General features: G+C 70.6%; 24 protein-coding genes. 9 read left to right on the forward strand and 15 right to left on the reverse strand.

Features of this window, described 5'->3' with window-relative positions:
* Entirely contained in the window at positions 1-435 is a 435-nt protein-coding gene (locus ACQ86G_RS20645) for an STAS domain-containing protein (RefSeq protein ID WP_431257074.1), read from the reverse strand.
* Entirely contained in the window at positions 432-1,316 is an 885-nt protein-coding gene (locus tag ACQ86G_RS20650; protein WP_431257075.1) for an STAS domain-containing protein, read from the reverse strand. Before ACQ86G_RS20650 ends, ACQ86G_RS20645 begins: the two co-directional genes overlap by 4 nt.
* Positions 1,317-1,583: 267 nt before the next feature.
* On the opposite strand from ACQ86G_RS20650, the gene ACQ86G_RS20655 reads away from it, so the two are divergent.
* The 6 genes from ACQ86G_RS20655 (at position 1,584) to ACQ86G_RS20680 (ending at position 8,771) form a co-directional block, all read left to right on the forward strand.
* Complete coding sequence (locus ACQ86G_RS20655; RefSeq protein ID WP_431257076.1) at positions 1,584-2,681, forward strand: response regulator; 1,098 nt, start codon at positions 1,584-1,586, stop codon at positions 2,679-2,681.
* Positions 2,682-2,851: 170 nt separating this feature from the next.
* Entirely contained in the window at positions 2,852-3,292 is a 441-nt protein-coding gene (locus ACQ86G_RS20660; protein WP_431257077.1) for a beta/gamma crystallin family protein, read from the forward strand.
* Positions 3,292-3,651, forward strand: coding sequence for a glycine zipper 2TM domain-containing protein (locus tag ACQ86G_RS20665; RefSeq protein ID WP_431257078.1), 360 nt, complete (start codon positions 3,292-3,294; stop codon positions 3,649-3,651). The genes ACQ86G_RS20660 and ACQ86G_RS20665 overlap by 1 nt, the downstream gene beginning before the upstream one ends.
* A 106-nt stretch (positions 3,652-3,757) precedes the next feature.
* Entirely contained in the window at positions 3,758-7,357 is a 3,600-nt protein-coding gene (locus ACQ86G_RS20670; RefSeq protein WP_431257079.1) for a response regulator, read from the forward strand.
* Between the two features lie 13 nt (positions 7,358-7,370).
* Positions 7,371-8,228 (forward strand): CheR family methyltransferase, encoded by an 858-nt coding sequence (locus tag ACQ86G_RS20675; protein ID WP_431257080.1) that lies wholly within the window; start codon positions 7,371-7,373, stop codon positions 8,226-8,228.
* Positions 8,229-8,375: 147 nt separating this feature from the next.
* A complete protein-coding gene (locus ACQ86G_RS20680; protein WP_431257081.1) occupies positions 8,376-8,771 on the forward strand; it encodes a hypothetical protein in 396 nt (131 codons plus the stop codon).
* A 146-nt stretch (positions 8,772-8,917) separates the two neighbouring features.
* On the opposite strand, the gene ACQ86G_RS20685 is transcribed toward ACQ86G_RS20680, so the two are convergent.
* The gene (locus tag ACQ86G_RS20685; RefSeq protein WP_431257082.1) at positions 8,918-9,217 is read right to left on the reverse strand and encodes a hypothetical protein; all 300 of its coding nucleotides are present in this window, start codon (positions 9,215-9,217) and stop codon (positions 8,918-8,920) included.
* 416 nt (positions 9,218-9,633) lie between these two features.
* On the opposite strand from ACQ86G_RS20685, the gene pepA reads away from it, so the two are divergent.
* Entirely contained in the window at positions 9,634-10,428 is a 795-nt protein-coding gene (gene pepA, locus ACQ86G_RS20690; RefSeq protein WP_431257083.1) for a flocculation-associated PEP-CTERM protein PepA, read from the forward strand.
* Between the two features lie 210 nt (positions 10,429-10,638).
* Here the strand turns inward: pepA and ACQ86G_RS20695 are convergent, their stop codons facing one another.
* Positions 10,639-11,430 carry a Crp/Fnr family transcriptional regulator gene (locus tag ACQ86G_RS20695; protein ID WP_431257084.1) on the reverse strand — a complete coding sequence of 264 codons (792 nt, stop codon included), beginning with the start codon at positions 11,428-11,430 and terminating at the stop codon, positions 10,639-10,641.
* A 312-nt stretch (positions 11,431-11,742) separates the two neighbouring features.
* Here ACQ86G_RS20695 and ACQ86G_RS20700 point away from each other — a divergent pair, with 312 nt between their 5' ends.
* On the forward strand, positions 11,743-12,738 hold the full coding sequence (locus ACQ86G_RS20700) for a DUF4886 domain-containing protein (RefSeq protein WP_431257085.1): 996 nt from the start codon (positions 11,743-11,745) through the stop codon (positions 12,736-12,738).
* Here ACQ86G_RS20700 and ACQ86G_RS20705 read toward each other — a convergent pair.
* Complete coding sequence (locus ACQ86G_RS20705; RefSeq protein WP_431257086.1) at positions 12,711-13,403, reverse strand: heavy metal response regulator transcription factor; 693 nt, start codon at positions 13,401-13,403, stop codon at positions 12,711-12,713. The genes ACQ86G_RS20700 and ACQ86G_RS20705 overlap by 28 nt on opposite strands.
* Before the next feature lie 202 nt (positions 13,404-13,605).
* Here ACQ86G_RS20705 and ACQ86G_RS20710 point away from each other — a divergent pair, with 202 nt between their 5' ends.
* Complete coding sequence (locus ACQ86G_RS20710; RefSeq protein ID WP_431257087.1) at positions 13,606-15,888, forward strand: ATP-binding protein; 2,283 nt, start codon at positions 13,606-13,608, stop codon at positions 15,886-15,888.
* Between the two features lie 51 nt (positions 15,889-15,939).
* Here the strand turns inward: ACQ86G_RS20710 and paoC are convergent, their stop codons facing one another.
* The 10 genes from paoC to ACQ86G_RS20760 all read right to left on the reverse strand — a co-directional run bounded on the left by paoC (position 15,940) and on the right by ACQ86G_RS20760 (position 26,756).
* On the reverse strand, positions 15,940-18,153 hold the full coding sequence (gene paoC / locus ACQ86G_RS20715; protein ID WP_431257088.1) for an aldehyde oxidoreductase molybdenum-binding subunit PaoC: 2,214 nt from the start codon (positions 18,151-18,153) through the stop codon (positions 15,940-15,942).
* Positions 18,150-19,115, reverse strand: coding sequence for an FAD binding domain-containing protein (locus ACQ86G_RS20720; protein WP_431257089.1), 966 nt, complete (start codon positions 19,113-19,115; stop codon positions 18,150-18,152). The genes paoC and ACQ86G_RS20720 overlap by 4 nt, the downstream gene beginning before the upstream one ends.
* Positions 19,112-19,654 (reverse strand): 2Fe-2S iron-sulfur cluster-binding protein, encoded by a 543-nt coding sequence (locus ACQ86G_RS20725; RefSeq protein ID WP_431257090.1) that lies wholly within the window; start codon positions 19,652-19,654, stop codon positions 19,112-19,114. Before ACQ86G_RS20725 ends, ACQ86G_RS20720 begins: the two co-directional genes overlap by 4 nt.
* Before the next feature lie 384 nt (positions 19,655-20,038).
* Positions 20,039-20,221 (reverse strand): DUF3606 domain-containing protein, encoded by a 183-nt coding sequence (locus tag ACQ86G_RS20730; RefSeq protein ID WP_088404346.1) that lies wholly within the window; start codon positions 20,219-20,221, stop codon positions 20,039-20,041.
* A gap of 65 nt (positions 20,222-20,286) precedes the next feature.
* Entirely contained in the window at positions 20,287-22,440 is a 2,154-nt protein-coding gene (locus tag ACQ86G_RS20735) for a diguanylate cyclase domain-containing protein (RefSeq protein ID WP_431257091.1), read from the reverse strand.
* 52 nt (positions 22,441-22,492) lie between these two features.
* Positions 22,493-23,449: a Gfo/Idh/MocA family oxidoreductase gene (locus ACQ86G_RS20740; protein ID WP_431257092.1), complete on the reverse strand. Its 957-nt coding sequence runs from the start codon at positions 23,447-23,449 to the stop codon at positions 22,493-22,495.
* 16 nt (positions 23,450-23,465) lie between these two features.
* Positions 23,466-24,341 (reverse strand): class III extradiol dioxygenase subunit beta, encoded by an 876-nt coding sequence (locus ACQ86G_RS20745; protein WP_431257093.1) that lies wholly within the window; start codon positions 24,339-24,341, stop codon positions 23,466-23,468.
* Positions 24,338-24,811, reverse strand: a complete 474-nt coding sequence (gene ligA / locus ACQ86G_RS20750) for a protocatechuate 4,5-dioxygenase subunit alpha (RefSeq protein WP_431257094.1) — start codon at positions 24,809-24,811, stop codon at positions 24,338-24,340. Before ligA ends, ACQ86G_RS20745 begins: the two co-directional genes overlap by 4 nt.
* 22 nt (positions 24,812-24,833) lie before the next feature.
* A complete protein-coding gene (locus tag ACQ86G_RS20755; RefSeq protein ID WP_431257095.1) occupies positions 24,834-25,769 on the reverse strand; it encodes an amidohydrolase family protein in 936 nt (311 codons plus the stop codon).
* Positions 25,770-25,802: 33 nt separating this feature from the next.
* Positions 25,803-26,756, reverse strand: a complete 954-nt coding sequence (locus ACQ86G_RS20760; protein ID WP_431257096.1) for a DUF1932 domain-containing protein — start codon at positions 26,754-26,756, stop codon at positions 25,803-25,805.
* Position 26,757 lies beyond the last annotated feature (1 nt).

Below are 26,757 nucleotides of genomic sequence, written 5' to 3' on the forward strand. Positions count from 1 at the left end.
TCACCGGGTCGGTCCCGGCGCGTCGACGTCGTCGCCCGCCGCCAGGCCGTCATCGGAGACGTCGTCGGCATCGTTGAGGTCGTCGGCTTGGCGCAGCAGTTCCATCCCGCGCTCGACGTTCAGCGCGGTGCGCACGCCATGCAGCGTCAACCCCAGTTCCACCAGCGTGATCGCGACCGCCGGCTGCATGCCGACAACCACCGAATTCGCGCCCAGCACCTTGGCGATGCTGGAGATGCCGGCCAGCATGCGGCCGATGAAGGAGTCGACGATCTCCAGCGCGGAGATGTCGATCAGCACGCCGGTGGCGCCGGTGTCCTGGATTTTGTTGGCGAGGTCGTCCTGCAGCGCCAGCGCGGTCTGGTCCTGCAGGTCGACCTGGATGGTGACCAGCAGTGTCCTGCCCATGCGCAGGATGGGGATGCGCGTGGTCATGCGGCGTTCAGTCCGGAGACCGCGCCGGCGGCGGGCCGGCCCTTGGTGACGACGAAGCCGGTGCGCTTCAACGCCAGCGACAGCGCGTCGGCCAGCGTCGCCTTGGTCGTGATGCCTTCCAGGTCGATGCCCAGGTGCACGATGGTCTGGGCGATCTGCGGCCGGATGCCGCTGATGATCGCGTCCGCGCCCATCAGCCGGATCGCGGTGACGGTCTTGAGCAGATGCTGCGCGACCAGCGTGTCCACGGTCGGGACGCCGGTGATGTCGATGATGGCCAGCGCGGAGCCGGTCTCGACGATGCGCTGCAGCAGCGCCTCCATGACCAGTTGTGTGCGGCCGCTGTCCAGCGTGCCGATCATCGGCACCGCCAGCACGCCGTCCCACAGCTTGACGACCGGGGTCGACAGCTCCAGCAGTTCCTGCTGCTGGCGGCCGATGATCTCCTCGCGGCTGCGCTGGTAGGTCGTGACGGTGTACTGCGCCATGTTGTCCAGCAGGGAGGAGACCGCCCAGGTGGCGTCGCCCAGGGCTGCGGCGTCGCCGGCGAACTTGCGTTGCACGCCGGCGAAGAGCGGCTTCTTCAACGCCAGCACGAAACGGCTGGTGTCGGCGGCGGTCGAGCCCTGCGCGGCACGCGAGGCCGACAGCTGGCCCAGCACTGAGCGCACGTTGGACCAAGGCGCGTCGTCGAAATTCTCGGTGCTGCCATTGGCGCGCACACCGCCCAGGATGGCGTTCAGCAGGTCGCCGGTCTCGCGGCTCTCGCTGGCCAGCGCCCGACCCCCGCTGGCGGCGGCCAGCTCGGCTTGCCATTCGGCCAGGACCTGGTCGCGGTGGACGGACAGGAGTTCTTCGACGGCGGCGCTGTTCTGTTTCATCGTGTCCTCTCGGGGCGCGGGGTCCGCGCCGGGGATGCAGGGAGTGAGGCGGGGGAAGGCTGGAAAAGGAGGGTGTCGTCCGCCGCCGGCAGGGGCAGGGCGCGTGGACGTCACGGCGGCGCGATCGTACGCTCGCCGCTCCTCGCCCAAAGACATCCTTGGGCGAGGATTGGGGGAGGGTATCTCCCAAGTCGGCGTGGGCACGCCAGTTGCCCAATGGCGCTGTCAGACATTCAAGACCAAGATGATCATGATTGGGAGAACGACGTGGCGGATCAGATGAGCGTGCTGGTGGTGGACGACAAGCCGCAGAACCTGCTCGCGATGAAAGCCTTGCTGGCCGACTCCGGCCTGGAGGTATTGACGGCCGATTCCGGACCCGCCGCGCTGGAACTGCTGCTCACGCACGATGTGATGCTCGCCCTGCTGGACATCCAGATGCCGGGCATGGACGGCTTCACCCTCGCTGAGCTGATGCGGGGCACGGAGCGTACCCGGCACGTCCCGATCATCTTCCTGACCGCCGGTTCACAGGAGGCGCAGCGCAGCTTCAAGGGCTACGAGGCCGGCGCGGTCGACTTCATCTACAAGCCCGTGGACGCCCACGTGCTGCGCAGCAAGGTGGCCGTCTTCGCCGACCTGCACCGCCAGCGCCAGCTGCTGGCGGAGCGCATCGTCGAGCAGGAGCGGCTGGCGCGCGTCAACGCGTTGATGCTGAGCGCGCTGAGCCACGACATCCGCAGTCCGCTGTCGGTCATGATGCTCAACGCCGAGCTGCTGATCCGCCAGACCGAATCGCCGTCGCTGCAGAAGGCCGGCCAGCGCGTCAAGGCCGCGGCGACGCTGCTGGGCCGCCAGGTGGACCACCTCGGCAGCCTGGCGCGCCGGCCCTGTGAACTGCTGCAGGTGCAGCCGGTGCGCGGCGACCTGGCGACCCTGGCCGCGCAGCGGCTGGACATCGAGAGCAACCAGGCCGTGATGTGGGCGCCGCCGGCGTTCGACCGCATCGGCGACACGAGCGGCGACTTCGACATCGAGCTGATGGCGCAGACCCTCGATCAACTGCTGATGCAGGCGGCCACCCATGCCGGCGACAGCGAGATCCGCATCCAGGTCGACGGCAGCGCACGGCGCTCGCTGATGCTGCGCATCAGCTTCGACACCGTGCTGGAGCCGGAGGCCTCCATCCACCTGTTCGGTGGCAACGAGCCGGTGTCGGGGATGTCCTCGGCGCAGGTCGGCCCCGGCCTGCAGGAACCCGAGCGTGTCGCGCGCGCCCATGGCGGCTCGCTGATCGGCGTCTCGCGGGCACGGCAGGGCACGATGTTCGAGCTCCTGCTGCCGCGGCTGCAGTCCGAACGTTGAAGGCCGGTGAGGGCGAGCCGGGCATGTCCACGATGCGGCAGTGCAGCAGGCATGCGGGCCGAAGCGCGCGCGGCGCGGCGTCCTACACACGCGCCCAGCCCGGCCCGACAGACCCGGCGCGCGCGCCGGCCCACAGTGGTCGCATCACAGCAACCACGATGGGGACTGCCATGAACCGATCCTCCGCACCGACGATGAAGCGCGCGCTCAAGGTCGCGGTCGCCGCGACCGCCTGCGCCCTGGCGGGCCACGCGATGGCCGACATCACGTTCTATGAGAACGAGAATTTCCGCGGCCGCAACGCGGGCACGGAGTCGCAGATCAACTTCCTCAAGGAGATCGGTTTCGACGACCGCGCGTCCTCCATCGAGGTCCGCGGCGAGCGCTGGGAGGTCTGCGAGGACCCGGGCTATGCCGGCCGTTGCCGCGTGCTGCAGCCGGGCAGCTACCCCTCGCTGAAGTCGATGGGCTTGGACAACCGCATCAGCTCCGCGCGCCGCATCGGCGAGGACGTGAGCCGGGACCGCTACGGCCCGGACCCGCAACCGACCTACCTCCGCCGGGGGAGGAAGGCCTGTACCAGGCGCAGGTTGTCTCGGTCCGTGCCGTGATGGGCGACGAGCAGCAGCGCTGCTGGATCGAGCAGAAGGAAGTGCGTGACCGGCCCAATGTCGGCGGCGCGGTCGTCGGCGGCGTGCTCGGCGGCATCCTCGGCCACCAGTTCGGCGGCGGCTCCGGACAGACGGCCACGACGGTCGCCGGCGCCGTCGGCGGCGCGGTGGTGGGCAGCAATGTCAACCGCGACAAGGACGTGCGCAACGTGCAGCGCTGCGGCGCTGCCCCCAACAACGGCAACCCCCAGTACTGGGACGTGACCTACCGCTTCAAGGGACAGGACCATTACATGCAGACCCGGCGACAGCCGGGAGCGACCGTGACCGTCAACGCACGCGGCGAGCCGCGCGAATAGACGGGCACGGTCATCGATCGATCGACCCAGTGAGGATTCCTGGGGCCGGCCGGGGCGGGGCGCGCTAGCATGCGACCCCCGCTCCGGCCGCCCCGTTTTCGCTTCCATGAACACCACGACGTCCACCGCCGCCTCGAAGGCCTACTCGGGCAACGACCTCCACCTCGCCCACGGCGTGCGCCGCCACGACTGGCTGCCGCTGCCCACGCTGCTCGGCTTCGCGCTGGCGGTGATCACGATCATGACCACCGCGTGGTTCTCGTACCGCTCGCAGCAGGCCCAGTCCGAGTCCGCCGACGCGATGGCGCGCACGCTGATCGTGCAGGAGCAGATCCAGACCCTGGGCTCGGCGATGAAGGATGCGGAGACCGGCCAGCGCGGCTATCTGCTGACCGGCATCGACAGCTACCTCGTGCCCTTCAACACCGCGCAGGTCACGATTCCCGCCGCGGCGGAGCGGCTGCGCGCGAGTTTCCAGAACTACCGGCCCCAGCTGGCGCGCCTGGAGACCGCGGAGCAGCTCTTCAAGGCGAAACTCGCGGAGATGGAGGAAACCATCGCGGCACGGCGCGCGGGCGAGAGCGCCGCGGCGGTGACGCTGGTGAAAGGCGACCGCGGCCGCATCCTGATGGAGCGCATCCGCACGCTGCTCGGCGAGATGGAGCGTGAAGAGCGCGACCGTGCCGCCGAACGCCGCGCCTTGTGGGACGGTGCCGTGCAGCAGACGGTCGGCGTGATGTGGGGCGGCTCGGCCTTGCTGCTGCTGCTGACCGCGGTCGCCGCGGTGCTGAGCTCGCGCGCCTACCGCGCCGCCAAGACCGAGGAATGGCTCAAGGCCGGCCTGGCCGGGCTGGGTGTGGAACTGCAGGGCGATCCGCATGTGGAGCGCCTCGCCGACATCGCCACCAGCTTCCTCGCGCGCTGGACCGATGCACGCGTCGGCGCGTTCTATGTGGCGCAGGACGACGGCAGCTTCCTGCGCGTCGGCGGCTACGCGCTGCCCGTGGCCACGGGCACGGACGCGGCGCCACCGGTCGTTCGCGGCGGCGACACGCTGCTGGGGCAGGCCGCGCGCGATCGCCGCCCGGTGCATGTGAAGCAGCTGCCGGCGGACTATCTGCCGATCACCTCGTCGCTGGGCCGTGCGGATTCGACGGAGCTGATGATCGCGCCGGCCGGCCTGGACCGACGGGTGCAGTGCGTGATCGAACTGGGCTTCCTGCATCACGTCGGCGCCGCGGAAAGCGAGTTGCTGGCGCGCGTCGCCGAGCCGATCGCGATGGCGCTGCGCGCCGCCAAGGACCGCAGCCGGCTGGAGGCGCTGCTCGAGGAGAGCCGCCGCCAGGCCGAGGAACTGCAGATGCAGCAGGAGGAATTGCGCGCCAGCAACGAGGAGCTCGAGGAGCAGGGCAATGCGCTGCGCGACTCGCAGCTGCGGCTGGAGCGGCAGCAGACCGACCTCGAGGAAAGCAATGTCCAGCTCGAGGAGCAGGCGCGGCAGCTGGAGCTGCAGCGCTCGGAACTGACGGCCGCGCAGGACATGCTGACCGACCGCGCCGAGCAGCTGGAGCGCTCCAACCAGTACAAGAGCGAGTTCCTGGCCAACATGAGCCACGAGCTGCGCACGCCGCTGAACTCGACGCTGATCCTGGCCAAGCTGCTGGCCGACAACAAGGACGGCAACCTGAGCGACGAGCAGGTCCGCTTCGCCCAGACCATCAGCTCGGCCGGCAACGACCTGCTGATGCTGATCAACGACATCCTGGACCTGTCCAAGATCGAGGCCGGCAAGGTCGACCTGCAGGTCGAGCGCGTCTCGGTGCCGCGCCTGCTGCAGCAGCTGACGCAGGTCTTCGCGCCGGTCGCGGCGCAGCGCAACCTGGCCTTCGGCCTGCAGCTCGCGCCCGGCGCGCCGGAATGGATAGAGACCGACGAGGGGCGGGTCGGCCAGGTGCTCAAGAACCTGCTGTCCAACGCGCTCAAGTTCACCGAGCGCGGCTCGGTGCGCATGGAGGTCGGCTCGACCACCGACGGCCGCCTGGCCTTCACGGTCAAGGACACCGGCATCGGCATCCCGCCGCATCAGCAGGCGCTGATCTTCGACGCCTTCCGCCAGGCCGACGGCAGCACGCACCGCAAGTACGGCGGCACGGGGCTGGGGCTGTCGATCTCGCGCGACCTGGCACGGCTGCTGGGCGGCGACATCCACCTGCAGAGCACGCCCGGCCAGGGCTCGGTCTTCAGCCTGGTGCTGCCGCTGGTGCACGAGGCGCCGCTGGGCGACGAGCGTCCGCGTCCGCTGTCGCCGGCACAGGCGCCGTCCCACGGCACCGGTCATCCGCCCGTCAAGGCGCCGCCGGCGGTGCCCGCCTTCGACGCGGTCCTGCCCGCGCTGCGCGCGCCGGAGGAGGCGATGGCCACCGCCGAGTCGCTGCTGCGCGAGCCCGCGCCGGCCGCGCCCGAGCCGCGCCTGCCGCAGCTCGACGACGACCGCCTGTCCTGGGTGCCGGGCGACCGCGCCATCCTCATCATCGAGGACGACCAGCGGTTCGCGCTGATCCTGCGCGACCTGATCCGCGAGATGGGCTTCGTCTGCCTGATGGCGCACACGGCCGGGAACGGCCTGTCCATCGCGCAGCGCTACGCGCCGAGCGCGATCCTGCTCGACATGAACTTGCCCGACCACTCGGGCCTGGGCGTGCTGGACCAGCTCAAGCGCGAGCCGCTGACGCGCCACATCCCCGTGCACGTGATCTCGGTCGCCGACTACACCCACGAGGCGATGGAGCGCGGCGCGATCGGCTACGCCTTCAAGCCGGTCAAGCGCGAGGAGCTCGAGGTCGCGCTGCACAAGCTCGAGGCCAAGTTCTCGCAGCGCCTGCGCACGGTGCTGGTGGTCGAGGACGATGCGCGCCAGCTCGACAGCATCCGCCACCTGCTGGCCGCGGACGAGGTCCGCATCGAGGGCGTCGCGACCGCGGCGGAGGCGCTGGAGGCGTTGCGCCGCTCGACCTTCGACTGCATGGTGATGGACCTGAACCTGCCCGACATGAGCGGCTACGACCTGCTCGACCAGATGGCGCTGCAGGAGGACGTCGCCTTCCCGCCGGTGATCGTCTACACGGGCCACACGCTGACCTCGCAGCAGGAGCAGCAGCTGCGGCGCTACTCGCGCTCCATCATCATCAAGGGCGCGCGCTCGCCCGAGCGGCTGCTCGACGAGGTGACGCTGTTCCTGCACCAGGTCGAATCGCAGCTGCCGCCGGAGCGCCAGAAGATGCTCAAGGAGGTCCGCGCGCGCGACAACATGCTCGAGGGGCGGCGCGTGCTGATCGTCGAGGACGACGTGCGCAACATCTTCGCGCTGTCGGCCGTGCTCGAACCCAAGGGGGTGAAGGTGGACATCGCCCGCAACGGCCGCGAGGCGCTGGAGCGGCTCTCCGCGCCGCTGCAGGGCGCCGGCGCGATGCCCGCGGTGGACCTGGTGCTGATGGACATCATGATGCCGGAGATGGACGGCTACACCGCGATGCGCGAGATCCGCGCCCGTCCCGACATGCGCCGGCTGCCGATCATCGCGCTCACCGCCAAGGCGATGAAGGACGACCAGGAGAAGTGCATGGCCGCCGGCGCCAACGACTACATCGCCAAGCCGCTGGACATCGAGAAGCTGCTCTCGCTGGTCCGCGTCTGGATGCCGCGCTGAGGACCCACGGACGATGACGCAGGGCTCGAACGGCACGCACGACACGCCTGGCAGGCACGCGGACGACCTCGAGGTCAGGCTGATCCTCGAGGCGATCTACGAGCGCTACCACTACGACTTCCGCGATTACGCGGGCAGCTCGCTGCGGCGCCGGCTGAAGGCCGCGCAGCAGCGCTTCGGCTGTCAGAACCTCTCTCAGCTGCAAGGGCGCGTGCTGCACGAGGCGGAGGTCTTCCGGTCGGTCCTGGGCGACCTGACCGTGCAGGTCAGCGAGATGTTCCGCGACCCCGAGTATTTCCGCGCGCTGCGCGAGCAGGTCGTGCCGGTGCTGCGCACCTTCCCGTCGCTGCGGATCTGGGTGGCGGGCTGCAGCGGCGGCGAGGAGGCGTACTCGATGGCCATCCTCATGAAGGAGGAGGGCCTCCTGGACCGCACGCTGATCTACGCCACCGACATCAGCCACGAGGCGCTGACGCAGGCGCAGGCGGGGGTGTACCGGGTCGATCAGGTGCCGCTGTATACCGAGAACCACCGCGCGTCCGGCGGGCACGGCTCGCTGTCGGAGCACTACACCGCCGCGTACGACCACGTGCTGATGGACAAGGCGCTGAAGGAGCGCATCGTCTTCAGCGATCACAGCCTGTCCACGGACAGCGTGTTCGCCGAGGTGCAGCTGGTGTCCTGCCGCAACGTGCTGATCTACTTCAACCGCACCCTGCAGGACCGCGCGCTGGGGCTGTTCACCGAGGCGCTGTGCCGCAACGGTTTCCTCGGCCTGGGCGCGCGCGAGACGCTGCGCTTCTCGGCGCACGCCGGCGAATTCGTCGAGATCGCCGCGAAGGAGCGCGTGTACCAGAAACGCTCGGGCTGACGCCGAGACGGGATCCGGTCGGGCTCCCTCGCCCGTTGGCGGGAGAGGCGGGAGAGGCGGGTGGGTGTGGGGGCCGCCGTGAGGCGGCGGGCTCGGGGCTTGCCTCATTCCTGCATCGACCCGTCCGGGTCTCACAGGAGAAGCACCATGGCGACCAGCAGCATCCTCGGCGGCACGCAGGCCCCCGCGCAGGCGAAGGGGCGGGGCACCGACTCGCTCGGACCGAGCGACAGCTCCGACAGCGGCAGCGACGTCTCGGGCGAGCGCCAGATGAGCACGGGTCCTGACGATCCGGATGAGCTCGGCGCGACGCCATCGAATCCCGGCAGCGACACCGACCGGTTCGGCACCGGCGAGCGCGCCTCGGCGACGCCGGGCAGGGATCATGAGTCGGCGGACATCCTGCCCGACCGCGTCAGCCGCTCGCCGACGCCCGACGACATCGACGCGAGCATCGATGTGGAGGACCTGGCCAGCGGCGACGATCCGTCCGCGGGACCCGATCCCGAGCACGCGGACGACGAGGAAGAGGACGACGAGTAAACCGGTGTCCAGGGGGCGATGACCGGGCGCGAAGACCACGGTCCATCCGGAAGACGACCTGACAGGTCGATGGGCGTCGGTGAATCGCGGTGAACGTCGATGGACGGCACCCAGGACGGCGGCGTCGGGAGACGCCGCCCGGCGACTCAGAACGAGCCTGCCGCGGCCATCGAGAGGAACGCCCCCAGCGCGATCGCGCCCAGCCACAGACGCAGCGGCGCCGGCTCGTCGCGCGGACGGCGCTGCTGGTGGCGATGCGCGAGGAAGCAGGCGACCGAGGCGCCGCCGGCCAGCAGGAACACCAGCGCGTAGCCCAGGCCCTCGACCGAGCGGCCATGGTGCAACGCCAGCGCCAGGACGATCTGCCCGAGCATCAGGCCCGCCACGCCGGAGAGGGCGGTCGAGGAGAGGGCGGCGGAGGTGGCGGTACGGCTGGATTGGGACATGGTGTGCGGGGCTGGGGGCGGCGTCGGGACGCGATGCCGGATTGTCCGGTCGCGCCCTCGCCGTGGGCCTTTTGAAAAGCGTCGGCCGAGCGCAGTAATTCGCATCACTCCGCGGTGCGTCACGGCAGGTCCATGGCGAGAGCCCGGATGGGGGCCGATGTCGCGAGGATCGAGTCGGTCGGCTATGCTGCCCCCAGGCGTTTCCCTCGACGCCATCGAGGATTCCGTGTTTTTGTTGCACTGCAGCACCCCCTGTTCGAGGGGTGTTTTCAGGCACGGGAACCCCTTTCGTAGCACCTTCCTGGTACATGCGGAAGAGGGGAGTTTTTATGTGGGTGGACGAACAGACTCCCTCTGTGACGGGTGGTGAACTCCGGTGTCCGCAATTCGCGGATTTCCCTTTCGGAGCAACCACCATGACCCTGCCTTTGCTCGCCCGGAAGCCCATCGCGTTCCAGCGTACCCTGCTGGCTCTCGCCTTGGCCGCCGTCAGCGCCAGCGCTTCCGCGCTCCCGCAATTCACCTGGGATCCGGCCTCTGCCGGCCTGGACGGCGCGTCGTTCACCGCCGACAACCTGCTGGTGTCGAACTACTCGACCATCACCTTCGGGGCCGGCAACACGTTCACGGAATCCGGTTACCTGGCGATCAGCGCCGCCCAACTGGGTGGCCTGACGCTGCCGTCCGGCGGCCTGAACTCGGACTACGGCTTCTACATCCAGTTCAGCGGCAACGGCACGCTGACGTCGCCGGGCAACCCGGGCACCACGCCGACGCTGGGCACGCTGACCTCGCTGACCTACACGCTGTACGGCTACAACGGCACCTCGTCGTTCGGCTTCGCCGGCAACACGCCGACGGAAACCGCCACCGGCGAAGTGGCCTTGGCCAGCGGCTCGCTGGTGCTGGGCACCGTGGCGACCACGCCGCTGGGTGACGGCACGTTCAACCCGTCGGCCAACGCCAAGCTGACGCTGAACTGGCTGGTGCCGGGCTTCCAGAGCTCGTCCCCCGCCTACAGCATCGCGCTGACCTCGTTCTCCAACACGACGTCGCAGGTCGAGCCCTTCGCGGGCGGCTTCCGCATCCGTCAGGGCGGCGGCTCGGTCAACTTCGCGGCCGTGCCGGAACCCTCGACCTACGCGATGCTGCTGGCCGGTCTCGGCGCGGTCGGCTTCGTGGCACGTCGCCGGACCCGTTCGGAGAAGTGATCTGGCGACCGGCCCTTCGGGGCCGGTCCGAGCGGCGGCACACGAGGGCATGCGGGTGTCCGAAGGTGCTGTCGCTGATGTGAATGCATGACGGGGCGCCGGCGCGAGCCGATGTCCTTTCATGTCGAGGAGCGCGCCCATGGCGCGCTCGACGAGGTCCCGTCATCGACGGGACGTTCGTCGCGATGCTTCAACAGTGATGCAGGGTTCTCAGGCCTGCACGGCGACGGGCGCGAAGGTGGCAGAGGTGGCCGCGCTCGCGTCGTCCTGGCCCTGAGGCAGCAGACGCTGGAAGTCCTGCTTGAGCAGGGCGTAGCACTCGCAAGCCCGGGCCTCCAGCCCCGGCCGGTCCAGCACCGCGATATGTCCGCGGGAGTAACGGATCAGGCCGGCGGCCTGGAGGCGCTGGGCGCTCTCGGTGACGCCCTCGCGGCGCACGCCCAGCAGGTTGGAGATCGACTCCTGGGTGACCGACAGCTCGCAATGCCCATGTTGACGATCCAGCGACTGGAGCAGCCAGCGGCACAGCTGCCGTTCGAGCGAATGGTGACGGTTGCAGACCGCCGTGTGGGCGACCTGGCTGATCAACGACTGCACATAACGCAACAGCAGCATCGTCGCGGGCCCTGCGCGCAGCAGCTCCTCACGCACCATCGGCACGCGCATGCGGAACGCCAGGCCGGCGCGCTGCACGACGGCGCGGCAGGCCGGGGACTCTCCGCCCATCGCCGCCGCCAGGCCCGCGGCGCCTTCGGAGCCGATCATCGCGACCTGCGTCGACGCGCCCGAATGGGTCGTGTGGATCAGCGAGACGATCGCGGTGATCGGGAAATACACGTGGGTGGCCGGGGTGCCGGCCTCGAAGAGCACGCGGCCCTTCAGCAGCTCCACGGTCTCGAGCTGCGCGGACCAGCGCGCGCGATCCTCGGCGGGCAGCTGCGCGAGCAGCTGGTTCGCGCGAGGCGGCGTGGCGGCAGGGTTTGCGGCAAGGGACAGGGACATCGATAGCTCCAGGAACTGCACATCCGTTCCAGCGGACCACTATGGCAAGCACCGTACCCGCCGGGGTATCGGAGCGTGTCTTTGGTGCCATTGCGTGTGCGTCCCCCCGTGGACGCGGGGAGTCCGCGCGGGCGCCGGGTGTCCCGGACTGCGTGCGCCAGCGCACCGGGTTGTCGATGCTGTCCGCACAGCGTTCTAGGGGGCCTGCGCCACGCCCTTACCGGACGGCGTCCCGCTCCCTATAACGGAAGAGCGCCGGGCCGGCGACAGATCGCGCCCGCGCGCATCCACGACTCCAACCGAGGAAGACAAATGATCCGATCCACCACCCGGTTCGCAGGGACCTTGCGCGCCACACGCTCGCTGGCGGGGCTCGCGCTGGCGCTGTCGCTGGGCGCGGCCCAGGCCGAGACCATCCTGTTTGTCGGCAACAGTTTCACCTACGCGCAAGGCTCGTCGGTGATGCAGTTCAACCCCGGCTCCGTGACCGACCTCAACGGCACCGGCATCGGCGGCATCCCGGCGCTGTTCAAGGCCTTCACGGCGCAGGCCGGGCTCAACTACGACGTCAGCCTGGAGACCGTCGGCGGCAGCGGCCTGGACCTGCACTACAACACCAAGATGGACCTGATCAACAAGCCCTGGGACCGGGTCGTGCTCCAGAGCTACAGCACGCTGGACGCGTCGCAGCCGGGCAATCCGGCCAAGCTGATCCAGTACTCGGGCCTGCTGGCCGACGCGCTGCATGCGCAGAACGCGAACGTCAGGATCGACCTGATGGCGACCTGGTCGCGCGCGGACCAGACCTATCCGCCCAGCGGCGCCTGGTACGGCCAGTCGATCTACAAGATGGCCGAGGACGTCTACGCCGGCTACCTGCAGGCGGACCAGGCGTCCGACAAGATCGGCGGCGTGATCCCGGTCGGCCTGGCCTGGAACCGTGCGATGTCCCAGGGCTTCGCGGACACCAACCCTTACGACGGTATCGACGCCGGCAAGGTCAAGCTGTGGGCCAGCGACAACTACCACGCCAGCATGTACGGCAGCTACCTGGAGGCGCTGACGATCTTCGGCAAGATCACCGGCCTGGATCCGCGCAGCCTGGGCGTGGGCGAGACCTCGGCGGCACAGCTGGGCATCTCCGAGGCGCAGGTGCGGGTGATGCAGCAGCTGGCCTTCGAGCAGCTCGCCGCGCCGGTGCCGGAGCCGTCGACCTGGGCGATGCTGGTGGCGGGCGTGGGCCTGCTCGCGGTCTGGCGCCGCAAGGGCACGGGCGGCCGCTACGTGTCGCGGGCCTCCAGCACGTAACCCACGCCGCGCACGGTGTGCAGCAGCTCGACGCCGAACGGCTTGTCGAGCTTGCCCCGCAGCCGTCGCACGGCGACTTCGACGACGTTGGTCTCGCTGTCGAAGTTCATGTCCCAGACCTGCTCGGCGAGTTCGGTCCGGGACAACACCTGACCCTGGCGCCGCAACAGCAGCGTCAGCAGGCTGAATTCCTTGGGCGTGAGGTCCAGCCGCTGCCCGCCGCGATGGACCTTGCGCCGCAACAGGTCGACCTCGAGATCGGCCAGCTTCAGCAGGGCGGGCTCGGCCGGCGGCGTCCCGGCCGCGCGGCGCAGCAGCGCCTGGACGCGGGCCACCAGCTCGGAGAACGCGAAGGGCTTGCACAGGTAGTCGTCCGCGCCGGCCTGCAGGCCGCGCACGCGGTCCTCGACCTCGGCGCGCGCCGTCATCATGAGCACCGGCAGCGCGCGTGTGTGATCCTGCTGACGCAGTGCCGCCAGCACGGCCAGGCCGTCGATGCCCGGCAGCACGCCGTCCAGCAGCACCAGGTCGTAGGTGCCCTCGCTGGCCTGGTGCAGGCCGTCCACGCCGTCCCGCACCAGATCGACGACGAAGCCTTCCTGCGTCAAGCCGTCGCGCAGGTAGTCGCCGAGCTTGTCCTCGTCCTCGATGACGAGCAGTTTCATCGGGCGTCCTCCGCCGCTGTCCTCGTCACGCTTGTTGCGCTCGTCGCGACCGTTGCCTTCTTCGCGTTCGTTGCCTTCGTCGTCATCGTCATCGTCGCTTGTCCTCGTCATCCTCGCCGGCACCGCACCGGGGCAGGCCGGGGCGCCCGGTGGCGCGCTCGCGTCAGTCTCCGGCAAGGCCCGCGCCTAGAATCCGCCCACCATGCTCCCACGGACCCCGTCCTCCACCGCGCCACGCGCCGGGTCCGTCCGCGGCAAGCTGCGCGCCATGGTCTGGCTGATCGTCCTGCCGACGCTGCTGCTGTCGGTGATCGCGGGCGTGGCCGTGTTCCAGACCGAGCGCCGCGCGGCGGTGGCCGCCGCCACCGAGACCGCCGAGGCGCTGAGCCTGGTGGCCGACCGCGAGATGGCGGTGCGCACCGCGCTGCTGCAGGCGCTCAGCGTGTCGCCCAGCCTGGCCGAAGGCCGGCTGGCGCTCTTCCACGGCGAAGCCGCCCGGCTGGTGGCCGGTACGCCCAACACCATCGTGCTGACGACGCCCGAAGGTCGCCAGCTCATCAACACGCGCATCGCCTGGGGTCAGCCCTTGCCGGCGGCCGGCGGATTCACCGACGGCGTCGACACCTCGCGCCGGCTGCTGGTCTCCAATCTCTACACCGGGCCGGTGAACGGCCAGCCGAGCTTCGCGGTCCGGGTGCCGGTGACGGTGCTGGGCAAGCCGATGTACCTCGGCTACGGCAGCCCGGTCAGCGAGATGCAGCAGATCTTCCGCCAGCAGCCGCTGCCCGAGGGCTGGCTGGGCGTCGTGCTGGACCGCAACGCGGTCGTCATCGCGCGCACCCGCGACCCGGAGAAACGCGTCGGCCAGCGGGCCAGCGCGAACATGCTCGCCGCGCTGGGTCGCGGCGACCAGGGCGTAGTCGACGCGCGCACGCTGGACGGCGAGGCGGTCTTCACCGTCTTCAGCCGTGCGCCCGACTCGGGCTGGGTGGTGCTGATCGGCCTGAGCCAGTCGGAGCTCGCCAAGGGCGCCTGGCGGGCGTTCGCGATGATGCTGGCGCTGTCGCTGGCCTTCATCGTGCTGGCGCTGGTGCTGGCGCGGCGCATGAGCCGCGCGATCGCCGATCCGCTGCGGCGCCTGCGCAAGGATGCGATCCGCATGGGCGGCGGCGCGACGATCGACGAAGTGCCCGGGGGTGTCGACGAGATCGACGTCGTCCAGCATGCGCTGGCCACGGCCAGCCGCGAGCGCGCGGGCAACGAGTCGCGCCTGCGCGAGGAGATCGACGCCGCGGTGGCGCAGACGCGCCATGCCCAGCAGGCGGCGCTGCGCAGCCAGAAGCTCGAGGCGCTGGGCCGGCTGACCGGCGGCATCGCGCACGACTTCAACAACCTGCTGCAGACGATGACGACGGGGCTGCAGCTGGCGCGCCGGCTCAGCACCGATCCGCGCGCGGACACGGCGCTCGACGCCTGCCAGCGCGCCACCGCGAAGGCGGCGCAGCTGACGCGGCAGCTGCTGGCCTTCGGACGACCGCAGGTGGGGCATGAGGCGGTCATCGACCTGCGACGCCAGCTGCCGGAGCTGATGGCGCTGGCCGGCGGCGCGGTGGGCAGCGCCGTCGATGTCGAGCTGAACATCGACGAGGACCTGTGGCCCGTGCGCACCGATCCTGTCCAGCTCGAGCTCGCCGTGCTGAACCTCGCGCTGAACGCGCGCGACGCGATGCACGGTCGGGGCAGGCTCACCGTCTCCGCGCGCAAGCGCGTGCTGGCGGAGGCCGACCCGGTGGGACTCGCGCCCGAGCTGCTGCCGGGGGAGTACGTCGCGATCGCGGTGCGCGACACCGGCGACGGCATGACGCAGGAGCAGATGGAACGCGCGTTCGAACCGTTCTTCACGACCAAGGCGGTGGGGCAGGGCTCGGGCCTGGGCCTGGCGCAGGTCTACGCGCTGGCGCGCTCGGCGGGCGGCACGGCGGGCATCGTCAGCAAGATCGGCCTGGGCACCGAGGTCACGCTGTGGCTGCCGCGATCGCACGGCCGGACTGAGGCCGATGGGCCGATCGAGCGGGCCGACGGACCCGATGCGGACCGGCGCTTCTCCGGCACGGTACTGCTGGTGGAGGACGAGCCCTCGGTGCGTGAGCTGACCGCGCAGGCGTTGGAGGAACGCGGTTTCACGGTGAAGACGGCGCCGACGGCCGATCACGCGCTGGACCTGCTGCGCGGCGGCCTGACGGCGGACGTCGTGCTGACGGACATCGTGATGCCGGGCGAGCGCAGCGGCGTGGACCTGGTGCGGACCTTGAAGGTCCTGAAGCCGACCTTGCCGATGGTGCTGGCCAGCGGCCATCCGGTGCGCATCGAGGAGGCGCCGAACGTGCCGCTGGTGCCCAAGCCGTATGACATCGACGTGCTCGCCGCGGTCCTCGGCGAGGCGATGCGCCCGACGCACGAGGTGGCGGACGCCAAGGGCCGCTGAAGTCCGCCGAAGGTCGCGGAGGGCCTTCGCCGCCGCCGGGGAAGGGCAGTCTCAGGCGACCTTCGGCAAGTCCTTCAGCAGCTTGTCGAGCGTGACCGGATAGTCCCGGACGCGCACGCCGGTGGCGTTGTAGATCGCATTCGCGACGGCGGCCGCGACGCCGCAGATGCCCAGTTCGCCGACCCCCTTGGCCTTCATCGGCGACGACAGCGGATCGGTCTCGTCGAGGAACACGACCTCCTGGTGCGGGATGTCGGCATGCGCCGGCACCTCGTACCCCGCGAGGTCGTGGTTGACGAAGAAGCCGCGCCGTTCGTCGACATGCAAGGCCTCCATCAGCGCCGCGCCCACGCCCATCGTCATCGCGCCGATGACCTGGCTGCGGGCCGCCTTCGGATTCAGGATGCGGCCGGCCGCGCACACGGCCAGCATGCGCCGTACGCGGACTTCGCCGGTGAAGGCGTCGACCGCGACCTCGACGAAATGGCCGCCGAAGGTCGACTGCTGGTACTTCTTGTCGAGGTCGCCGAACTCGATCTTGTCCTCCGCGGCGAGGCCTTCGCTGCCGGCGACCTCGCCCAGCGGGACGCTGCGGCCGCCGCCGCGTACCTGGCCGTCGGCGAAGACGGCGTCCTTGGCATCGATCCCGGCCTTCTTCGCGATCGCCTCGCGCAAGGCGACGCAGGCCGCGTAGACGCCGGACGCCGAGCTGTTGGCCCCCCATTGACCGCCCGAGCCCGCCGATACCGGCAGCGCCGAATCGCCCAGCCGCACGACGACCTGTTCGAGCCCGACGCCCATCATCTCCGCCGCCGTCTGCGCGAGGATGGTGTACGTGCCGGTGCCGATGTCGGTCATGTCGGTCTCGACGGTGACGATGCCGCGGCGGTCCAGGCGCACGCGCGCGGCGGACTTCATCACGATGTTGTTGCGGAACGCCGCCGCGACGCCCAGGCCGATCAGCCAGCGCCCGCCGGGGCCTTCACGCCGCTGACCGGGCGCGGCGCGCCGGCTCCAGCCGAAGCGCTCGGCGCCCGTGCGCAGGCATTCCGTCAGGCGGCGCTGCGAGAACGGCCGCTCCGGCTTCTCCGGATCGACCTGCGTGTCGTTGACGATGCGGAACTGCACCGGGTCCATGCCGACCTTCTCCGCGATCTCGTCGATCGCGATCTCCAGCGCCATCAGCCCCGGCGCCTCGCCCGGGGCGCGCATCGCGTTGCCCTCGGGCAGGTCCAGCACCGCGAGCTTCATCGCGGTCATCCGGTTCGCGCCCGCGTAGAGCAGCCGCGTCTGCGCGACCGCCGTCTCCGGGCCGCCGCCGGGCAGGTCGCCCGACCAGCTCTCGTGGCCGATCGCGGTGATCTTCCCGTCGCGCCCGGCGGCGATGCGCAGGCGCTGGATGGTCGCCGGCCGGTGCGTCGTGTTGTTCATCATCAGCGGCCGCTGCAGCGCGACTTTCACCGGCCGGCCGCTGGCCTTCGCGCCCAGCGCGGCCATCAGCACGTCCGCGCGCAGGAATAACTTGCCGCCGAAACCGCCGCCGATGAAGGGCGAGATCAACCGGACCTTGTCCCGTCCCAGCCCCAGCGTCTTCGCCAGGTCGCCGCGGCCCCAGTCGATCATCTGGTTGGCGGTCCAGACGGTGAGCTTGTCGCCTTCCCAGACCGCCAGCGTCGCGTGCGGCTCCATCATCGCGTGCGACTGGTCGGGCGTCGTGTAGGTCTGGTCGATCTTCACCGCCGCCTGCGCGAAGGCGCCGTCGAAATCGCCGACCTGTGTCGAAGGCGGCGTGTCGTTCGCTTCCTTCGGCGGCTTGGCGCCGTCCTTGGCCTTGGCCAGGCTGAAGGCGCCGTCCTCCCGCGCGTACTCGACGCGGATCAGCGCCGCACCCGCGCGCGCCTGCTCGAAGCTCTCGGCCACGACCACGGCGATCGCCTGGTGGTAGTGGTCGATCTCCGGCCCGCCGAGCAGCCTGGCCGTGTTCATCTTGCCCTTGCCGAGCTTGCCGGCGTTGTAGGCGGTGACGATGGCCAGCACGCCCGGCGCGGCTTCCGCCGCCTGGACATCCAGCGTCGAGATCCGGCCCTTGGCGATGCCGGCGCCGACGACGACGCCGTAGGCGACGTTCTTCGCCACGTCATGGCGCTCGTACGCGTAGGGCGCGGTGCCGGTGGTCTTGCGCGGCCCGTCGATGCGGTCGGTCGGCTTGCCGACGACGCGCAACTGGTCGATCGGGTTCGTGGTGGCGGGGGTGTCGAACTTCATGCGGTCCTCCCGGTGACCTGGGCCTGCGACAGCACGGCGGCGAGCGTGCGCTCCACCAGCGGCAGCTTGAAGGCGTTCTCGGCGGTCGGCGTCGCGCCGGTCAGCAACGCGGCCGCGGCCGCGGGCGCGCCCCGGCGCAGCTCACGCTCGGCCGCCTCGGATCGCCAGGGCTTGGGCGCGATGCCGCCGACGGCGAAGCGCCCGCTGCCGTCGCGCTGGACGATCGCGCCCACCGAGACCAGCGCGAAGGCGTAGGACGCCCGGTCGCGGACCTTGTGATAGAGATGCGTGCCGACGATCGCCTTGGGCAGTGTCACCGCGGTGATCAGCTCACCGGCTTCCAGCGTGGTTTCCAGGTGCGGCGTGTTGCCGGGCAGCCGGTGGAAGTCCGCGATCGGGATGCGCCGCGCCTGGCCGTCGGCGCGCATCGTCTCCACGGTCGCGTCCAGCACCCGCATCGCCACCGCCATGTCGCTCGGGTGCGAGGCGATGCAGGCCTCGCTGACGCCGATCACGGCCAGGGGCCGGCTCATGCCGCCGATCGCCGAGCAGCCGCTGCCGGGCTGACGCTTGTTGCAAGGCTGGTCCGTGTCGTAGAAGTAGGGGCAGCGCGTGCGCTGGAGCAGGTTGCCGGCGGTCGTCGCGCGGTTGCGCAACTGGCCCGACGCACCCGCGAGCAACGCGCGCGACAGCACGCCGTAGTCGCGTCGCACGCGGGCGTCGGCGGCCAGGTCGGTGTTGCGCACCAGCGCGCCGATGCGCAAGCCGCCCTCGGGACCCGCCTCGATGCGATCCAGGCCAAGGCCGTTCACATCGATCAGGTGCGTGGGCGTCTCGACCTGCAGCTTCATCAGGTCGAGCAGGTTGGTCCCGCCGGCGATGAAGCGCGCGCCGGGCTGTCTCGCGGCGGCGGCCACGGCGGCGGCCGGCGAGGCCGCGCGCTCGAAGGTGAACGGCTTCATGCGGACCTCCGGTCGCCGGCACCCGGCACGGGGACGCCGGCCACGTCGGCCATCGCGTCGATGATGTTGGAGTAAGCCCCGCAGCGACAGAGGTTGCCGCTCATGCGCTCGCGCAGTTCGTCGATGGACAGCAGCGGACGGACGTTGAGGTCGGGCGTGACGTGGCTGGGCACGCCGGCCTTGATCTCGTCGAGCACCGCGACGGCCGAGCAGATCTGCCCCGGCGTGCAGTAGCCGCACTGGTAGCCGTCGTGGCGGACGAACGCGGTCTGCATCGCGTGCATCTTCTCGGGGGTGCCGAGGCCTTCGATGGTCACGACCTTCGCGCCCTCGTGCATCACCGCCAGCGTCAGGCAGGCGTTGACGCGCCGGCCGTCCAGGTGGATTGTGCAGGCCCCGCACTGGCCGTGGTCGCAGCCCTTCTTGGTGCCGGTGAGCTGCAGGTGCTCGCGCAGCAGGTCCAGCAGCGAGGTGCGGTTGTCGACGACCAGCGTGTGCGGCTGGCCGTTGACGCTGAGTGTCACGCGGGTGGTGGCCACGAGGTTCTCCTGGGGCTTGGCGCCGGCGGACGAGGCGGGCGAGGGGCCTGCGCGGCGGCGTCCAGCGATGAGCCGGCGGAGACTGCGGCGGACGCACCCGCGCCAGCGATCAGCAGTCCGCGGCGCGAGATCGCGCACGATGCGGCGCCGCTCTCGGCGCCAGAGGCGGGACGGTCGGGCGGACAGCCGCCGCGGGGGAAGACGCGACGTCCGCGTCCGATCGATCCGTGTCGAGATCCATGCTGGGGACTCCTGGCTGGCCGGGATCGGCAAGCTCAGGAACTGGCAATCGTCGTGCCACTCCCTGTCGCGCGCTCTCTCCCGCTTGCGGGAGAGGGCGGGGAGGGCCAGCGGCCGTGGCAGTGCTGAAGCTCGTCGCGTGTCTCAGCGATGGGCCTGCAGCCACTCCTCGACGGTCTTCGCACTCGTCCCCACCGCGTCCACGGCATGCCGCAGCAACTCCGGCGACACGCCGAAACGCTCGCCCCAATACCGCAGCTCATAGTCGTCCTGCACGTTCACGCGATGGCGTTCGCTGTTGTGCGGACTGGAGGTTTCCTCGGACATGGCGATCGCTCCCGCTGGACGTGGAAGGCGTGGGGAAGGCGCGGACAGGGACGCCCGCTACCGTCTCAACCCGGCTTGCGCGACGGCGGCACGCGGCTGCTGTCCTCGCCGTCGAGCGTGGCCCCCGGATCTTCCTCTCCGGCGACCGATTCGTCGAATGAATGGTCCGGCACCGCGGGCGGACCGGGATCGTGCGGACGCGGCGATCCCGGCGTGGCGGCGGCCTCCTTGGCCCCTTCCGTCCCCGGCTCGGGGGCGGGCCCCGACGGCGTGTCGATCGCATCCACTGGCGTGGGCGCGTCGGAGCCGACCGAGGTCGACGGCGAATTCGTAGCGTTCATGGCATTCCCTGGCAGGCTGCTGGCCGACACGAAGCGGCGCTTGCCCGCACGCTTGGCCGTCGTCATCGCCGTTTCGGCGAGCCGCATCAGCGACTCCGCCTGGCGGCCATGGTGAGGGGCAAACGCGATGCCGATGCTGGCGGTGACCGACGCGTGGTCGCCGTCGGGCAGCCGGATCGGCTCGGCGATGGCCGTCAGCATGCGGCGCAGCGCCGGTTCGGCCTCGTGTTCGGCGCGCAGCGCGGTCAGCAGGATGGCGAACTCGTCGCCGCCCATGCGCGCCACGAGGTCGTGGCCACGCACGCCGCCCAGCAGCCGCTGCGCGACCACGCGCAGCACCACGTCGCCGGCCTCGTGGCCGAACTCGTCGTTCAGGTCCTTGAACCCGTCCAGGTCCACCCAGCACACCGCCACCAGGCCCACGCGCTCGCCCAGCAGCGTCATCGCCCCGGCCAGCCGCTCGGTGAAACGGACGCGGTTGGGCAGGCCGGTCAGCGCGTCGTGCACCGCCAGATGCTGCGCGGTCGCCTCGCTCTCCTTGAGCGCGGAGATGTCGATCATCATCCACAGCGACTCGCGCTCCGCCACCCGCGCGCCGCTGAGGTCGATCCACACCGGTGTGCCGTCCTTGCGCCGCATCCGCAGCTGCCGGCGGTAGCGCCGGCCCGCGGCGATCGCCGGATAGGCGGCGTCGCCGACCTCGCGGAAGCTCTCGTCGTCGAGGTACAGCGGCCGGGTCGTCTGCCCGTGCAGCTCCCCGGGCGCGTAGCCGAACAGCGAGGCCAGCGCGCGGTTCTTCCAGACCACCGTGCGGTCGCGCAGGCGCATCATGCCGACCATGTCGTTGTCCAGCATCAGCGCCTGCTCCAGCGCGAGCTGCTGCAGCCCGATCGCCGCGCGGCGGTCGCGCCGCTGCTGCAGGAAGACCAGCACCGAGCAGCCCAGCACCGTCAGGATGACCACGACGGCCAGCCCACCCTGCTGGACGACCTCGCCCCGCCAGGCGGCCAGGAACTCCGCGGTGCTCGCGCCGGTGAAGATCGTCAGCGGATAACCGCGCACCTCGCGGTAGCAGGTGATGCGCTCGATGTTGTCGAGCTTGGTCCGCGTCATGTACCAGCCCTGATGCGGGTTGGCGGCCATCTTGCGCTTCAGGTCCTCGGACACGATCACGTCGCCGATGCCGCGGATCGAGTGCGGCTCCGTGGCCGAATAACGCGCGATCAGGCGCTGGCTGCGCGTGCGCAGAGAGATCGCGCCTTCCGCGCCGATCGTCAGGCCCTTGAAGCTCTCGATGAAGTGCTCAGTCGACAGCGTCGTGTAGACCACGCCGGCGAAGCTGCCGTCCTCGCGTTCCAGCCGCCGCGACACGGCGATGCCCCACTTGTGCAGCACGCGGCCGAACAGCGGCTCGGAGATGACGATGGCCTCGCCGTTGCCGTCCCGCGCGCGCTGGAAATAGTCCCGGTCGCCGACGTTGAGCGCGCCTTCCTCGCCCGCGAGCCCGTAGACGACCTGGCCGCGGGCGTCGGTGATCCGGATCGCGTCGACCTGCGGCAGCAGGCTGCGCTGGTCGGCCAGGGCACGATCCATCGCGCGCCGGACCTGGTCCGCATCGCCGGCGGTGCGCCGGAACTGCAGCGCGAGGGTCGACAGCGCGTTGTCGACCTGCTTGAGCTCCGCGCCGATCTCGATGCTGAGGCTGGCGGCCAGGTTCTCGGTGGTCTCGCGGGCGCGGGTGAGGTCGGATTCGCGCCCGGCCTGCAGCGCCAGCCAGGTGGCCGTCGCGATCGCCGCGGCGATGACGAGGTTGCCCGCCGCGAGCCACAGGGCCAGTCGCGTCAGGGAGCGGGGGGCGTAAAGGGGCGGTCGGTCCATCGGGGGCACGCAGGGGAAGCGGTCATCCTAACCGCGACCGGCGCGCCGCGACTCATTCCCGCAGCTGCCGTTCCAGGCCGTCCAGTACCTGGTAGCAGGGCAGCACCTGCGCGACGCCGGCCTGGGGCTCGCGGCCTTCGCGGATGGCGGCGACGAACTCGCGGTCCTGCAGCTCGATGCCGTTCATCGACACGGCCACGCGGCTGACGTCGACGGTCTCGTCGCGGCCGGTGACGAGGTCGTCGTAGCGCGCGAGGTAGGTGCCGGTGTCGCCGATGTAGCGGAAGAAGGTGCCCAGCGGTCCCTCGTTGTTGAAGGACAGCGACAGCGTGCAGATCGCCCCGTTGGCGGCCTGCAGCTGGAGGCTCATGTCCATCGCGATGCCGAGCGTCGGATGGATCGGGCCCTGCAGCGCGTTCGCGCGCACCACGGGACTGCCGCACTGCCAGGCGAAGAGGTCCACCGTGTGCGCGGCGTGGTGCCACAGCAGGTGGTCGGTCCAGCTGCGCGCCTGGCCCAGCGCATTGGTGTTGGTGCGTCGGAAGAAGTAGGTCTGGACGTCCATCTGCTGGAGCTGGAATCCGCCCGCCTCGATGCGGCGGTGGAGCCACTGATGGCTCGGATTGAAGCGGCGCGTGTGGCCGCACATCGCCACCAGGCCGGTCTCGCGCTGGCGGCGCACGACGGCCTCGCCGTCGGCCAGCACGTCGCACAGCGGGATCTCCACCTGCACATGCTTGCCCGCGTCCAGGCAGGCCAGCGCCTGCCGCGCGTGCAGCTGCGTCGGCGTGCAGAGGATGACGGCATCGACATCGTCGCGCGCCAGCGCCTCGTCGAGCTCGGTGGTCGCGTGGCCGATGCCGTACTTCGCGGCCGTTTCGCGGGTCTTGTCGAGGTCGCGGCTGATCAGCGACACGACCTCGACGCCGTCGATCTGGCGCAGCGCGTCGAGGTGCTTCTGGCCGAAGGCGCCGGCGCCGGCCAGGGCAATGCGGATCGGTGCGGTCATGGGATCTCCGCAAGGGTCAGGGGTTCTCGAGGATCAGGTGACCCACGGCGGTATTGGAGGCGGGCACGTGATAGAAGCGATGGGCGACCCGAGGCGCGCCGCCGCCGTCCAGGTCGGCCATCGCGCCACGGGCGATCAGCCACATCACCAGCTCGATGCCCTCGGAGCCGGCCTCGCGGACGTAGTCCAGGTGCGGCATCTCCGACAGGCCGCGCGGATCCGCGATCAGGCGGTCCATCCAGGCGTTGTCCCACTCGCGGTTGATCAGGCCGGCGCGCGGGCCCTGGAGCTGGTGGCTCATGCCGCCGGTGCCCCAGACCTGGACGTTGAGCGGCGTGTCGAAGCTTTCCACCGCGCGGCGGATCGCCTGACCCAGCTGCAGGCAGCGCCGGCCCGAGGGCACCGGGTACTGCACGACGTTGACCGCCAGCGGGATCACCGGCACCGGCCAGCCGGGCGCGCCGGGGGCCTGCTCGCCGAACAGCAGCGACAGCGGCACCGTCAGCCCGTGGTCGACCGTCATGCGATTGATCAGCGTCAGGTCGAAGTCCTGCTGGATCACGCTCTGCGCGATGTGGGCGGCGAGCTCGCCGTGGCCGTGGACCGGCGGCACCGCGCGCGGTCCCCAGCCCTCGTCGGCGGGCTCGTAGCGCTCCGCGGTGCCGAGCGCGAAGGTCGGGATCATGTCCAGGCTGAAGGCGTTGGCATGGTCGTTGTAGACCAGCACGATCGCGTCGGGCCGGTTCTCGTCCATCCAGCGTCGCGAAGGCGCATAGCCGGCGAAGAGCGGCTGCCAGTACGGGTCCTGCGTGCGGCCCTGGTCCATCGCGACGCCGATCGCCGGCACGTGCGAGGTGTAGACCGAGGCGGTGATCCGCGCATGCGTGCTCATCGAGGGGTTCCCTTCGTGTCCTGCCGGGTGTCCTGCCGGGTGTCGCCTGCCGTGGCGCCGCTCGCATCCGCGGCGATGTCCGGCGCGACCGGCGCGCGTCGCGGCGTGCCGTCGGGCCGGCGGCCGCCGGCGAGCATCATGTCGCGGTAGTCGGTCTCGCTCATGCCGGTCATGCCGGCGGCCATCTGCTGGTAGCTGCGGCCGTCGGTCGCGCCGATCTTGGCCAGGAAGTAGATGTTGCCGCCCAGGCGGATGCACTGGTTCAGGTCGCGCGCCAGCACCGCCTCCTTCTGCGCCGCCGTCATGGCCCAGTCGTCCAGGTAGGCGCGTTCGTCGGCCTTGAAGCGCGCGCGGTTCTCGGCCTTCATCAGCGACATGCAGAACTGGTTCAACCAGTAGCCCTTGCGCGCCTGGTCGGCGTCGAAGATGGTGGTGCCGGGGATGTCCTGGTAGGGCTTGTGGATCGCCATGTCGGTCTCCATCAGCGGCCGGTCAACGGATGGCCTCGGGCCAGTACAGCCGCATCGGGTTGTCCACCAGCAGCCGCTGGCGCAGCTCGGCCGTGGGCGCGATGCGCGGGATGACGTCGACCAGCAGGCCGTCGTCGGGCATGTGGTCCTTCAGGTTCGGGTGGGGCCAGTCCGTGCCCCAGAGCACGCGGTCGGGGAACTCCTCCACGACGCGGCGCGCGAACGGGATCACGTCGCGGTAGGGCTCGGGCTCGCCGTTCAGGGCCGGCGGGCCGGCCACGGACAGGCGCTCCGGGCAGGTGACCTTGCTCCAGACGAAGGGATGCTCCCGCATGAAACGCAGGAACAGCGCGAATTCCGGTCCGTCGACGGGTTTCGCGACGTCGGGTCGGCCCATGTGGTCGACGACGACCGTCGTCGGCAACGCGCTGAAGAAGTCCCAGAGCTCAGGCAGATCGGGCGCCTCGAAGTAGATGACGACGTGCCAGCCGAGGGCCTTCACGCGCTGCGCGATCTCCATCAGTTCGTCGCGTGGCGTGAAGTCGACCAGCCGCTTGACGAAGTTGAAGCGCACGCCGCGCACGCCCGCGTCGTGCAGGTCCTTCAACTGATCGTCGGTGATGCCGCGGCGCACCGTCGCGACCCCGCGCGCGCGGCCGCCGGAGGCGCGGCAGGCATCGACCATCGCGCGGTTGTCGTCGCCGTGGCAGGTCGCCTGGACGATCACGTTGCGGCTGAAGCCGAGCCGGTCTCGCAGCGCGAAGAGCTGCGCCTTGCCGGCATCGCAGGGCGTGTACTTGCGTTCGGGCGCATACGGGAACTCGGCGCCGGGGCCGAAGACGTGGCAGTGGGCGTCGACGGCGCCGTCGGGCAGCCGCAGGCGCGGCGTCGACGGGTCCTGATACCAGTCGAGCCAGCCCGGGGTCTTGTCGAAGCCGCCGGAGGTGGGGAGCGTCATCGGGGATCCTTCCGCAATGTCGAGGGGCTATCGTCAGAACCTGGGTCGGGCGATCTGCGCGAGCAGCCGGTCGGCCTCGGTGCGCCAGTCCGGGCTGCGGCCGAAGTCCGCATCGCCGCGTGGTCCGAAGACGCCGTCCTCGGCCAGATCGGCCATCCAGGCCTGGCGTTCGGCGGTGCCTTCCGCGCTCCATGGCGTGAGACCGGCGTCGCGCACGGTCTCGGCGACCTCGCGGACCTCCTCGCTGCGACGCCGGCCGTGCTGGATCACGCGCTGGAAGAAGTAGGCGGCCTGCTTCTCCCAGTCGATGCCGGGGAAGGTCTCCTTCAGCGAGGCGAGCACCGCGTCTTCCACGCCGTAGTGCCGCGCCGAGGTGAGGCTCTCGATCACCATCGCCTCCAGGCCCTTGATCATCACGCTGCGGCACATCTTGGTCGCGCTGACGATGCCGAAGTCGGCGCTGCCGACGCTCGGCGCGAAACCCAGCCGGCGCAGCAGCGGTTCGATCGCCAGCGCATGCGGACCGCCGAGCAGCAGCGGCACGCGGATGCGGTACGGCGGGACGCTCGTCATGACGGCGCCCTCGACATAGCGGCCGCCTTGCGCGTGCACCGCGTCCGCCGCCTCGCGCTTGGCCCTGGGCGACGCCGAATCGAGGTCGAGCACGAAGGTGTCGGGCCGCAGCCCGGCCGCGGTCGAGCGCGCGGCATCCAGCGTCTGGCTCGCGGTCACCGCGATGACGACCAGGTCCGCCGGCGTCGCGACCATCGTGGCCGAGCTCGTCAACTCGACGCCGAACTCGACCGCGTGCTCGCGCATCGTGTCGGCGTCGCTCGACGGCGATTCCAGCTTCAGGTCATAGGCGCTGACCGTGGCGCCGGCGGCGCGCAGGTCCTCGGCCAGGATCCGTCCGACCTCGCCGTAGCCGACGAGGCCGATGCGGAGCGCCTGGGGCGGCGTCTGCGCTTGCGGGAGTGCGGCGCTCATG

The organism is Roseateles chitinivorans (genome assembly GCF_050632145.1).
Lineage (GTDB): Bacteria > Pseudomonadota > Gammaproteobacteria > Burkholderiales > Burkholderiaceae_C > Roseateles > Roseateles chitinivorans_B.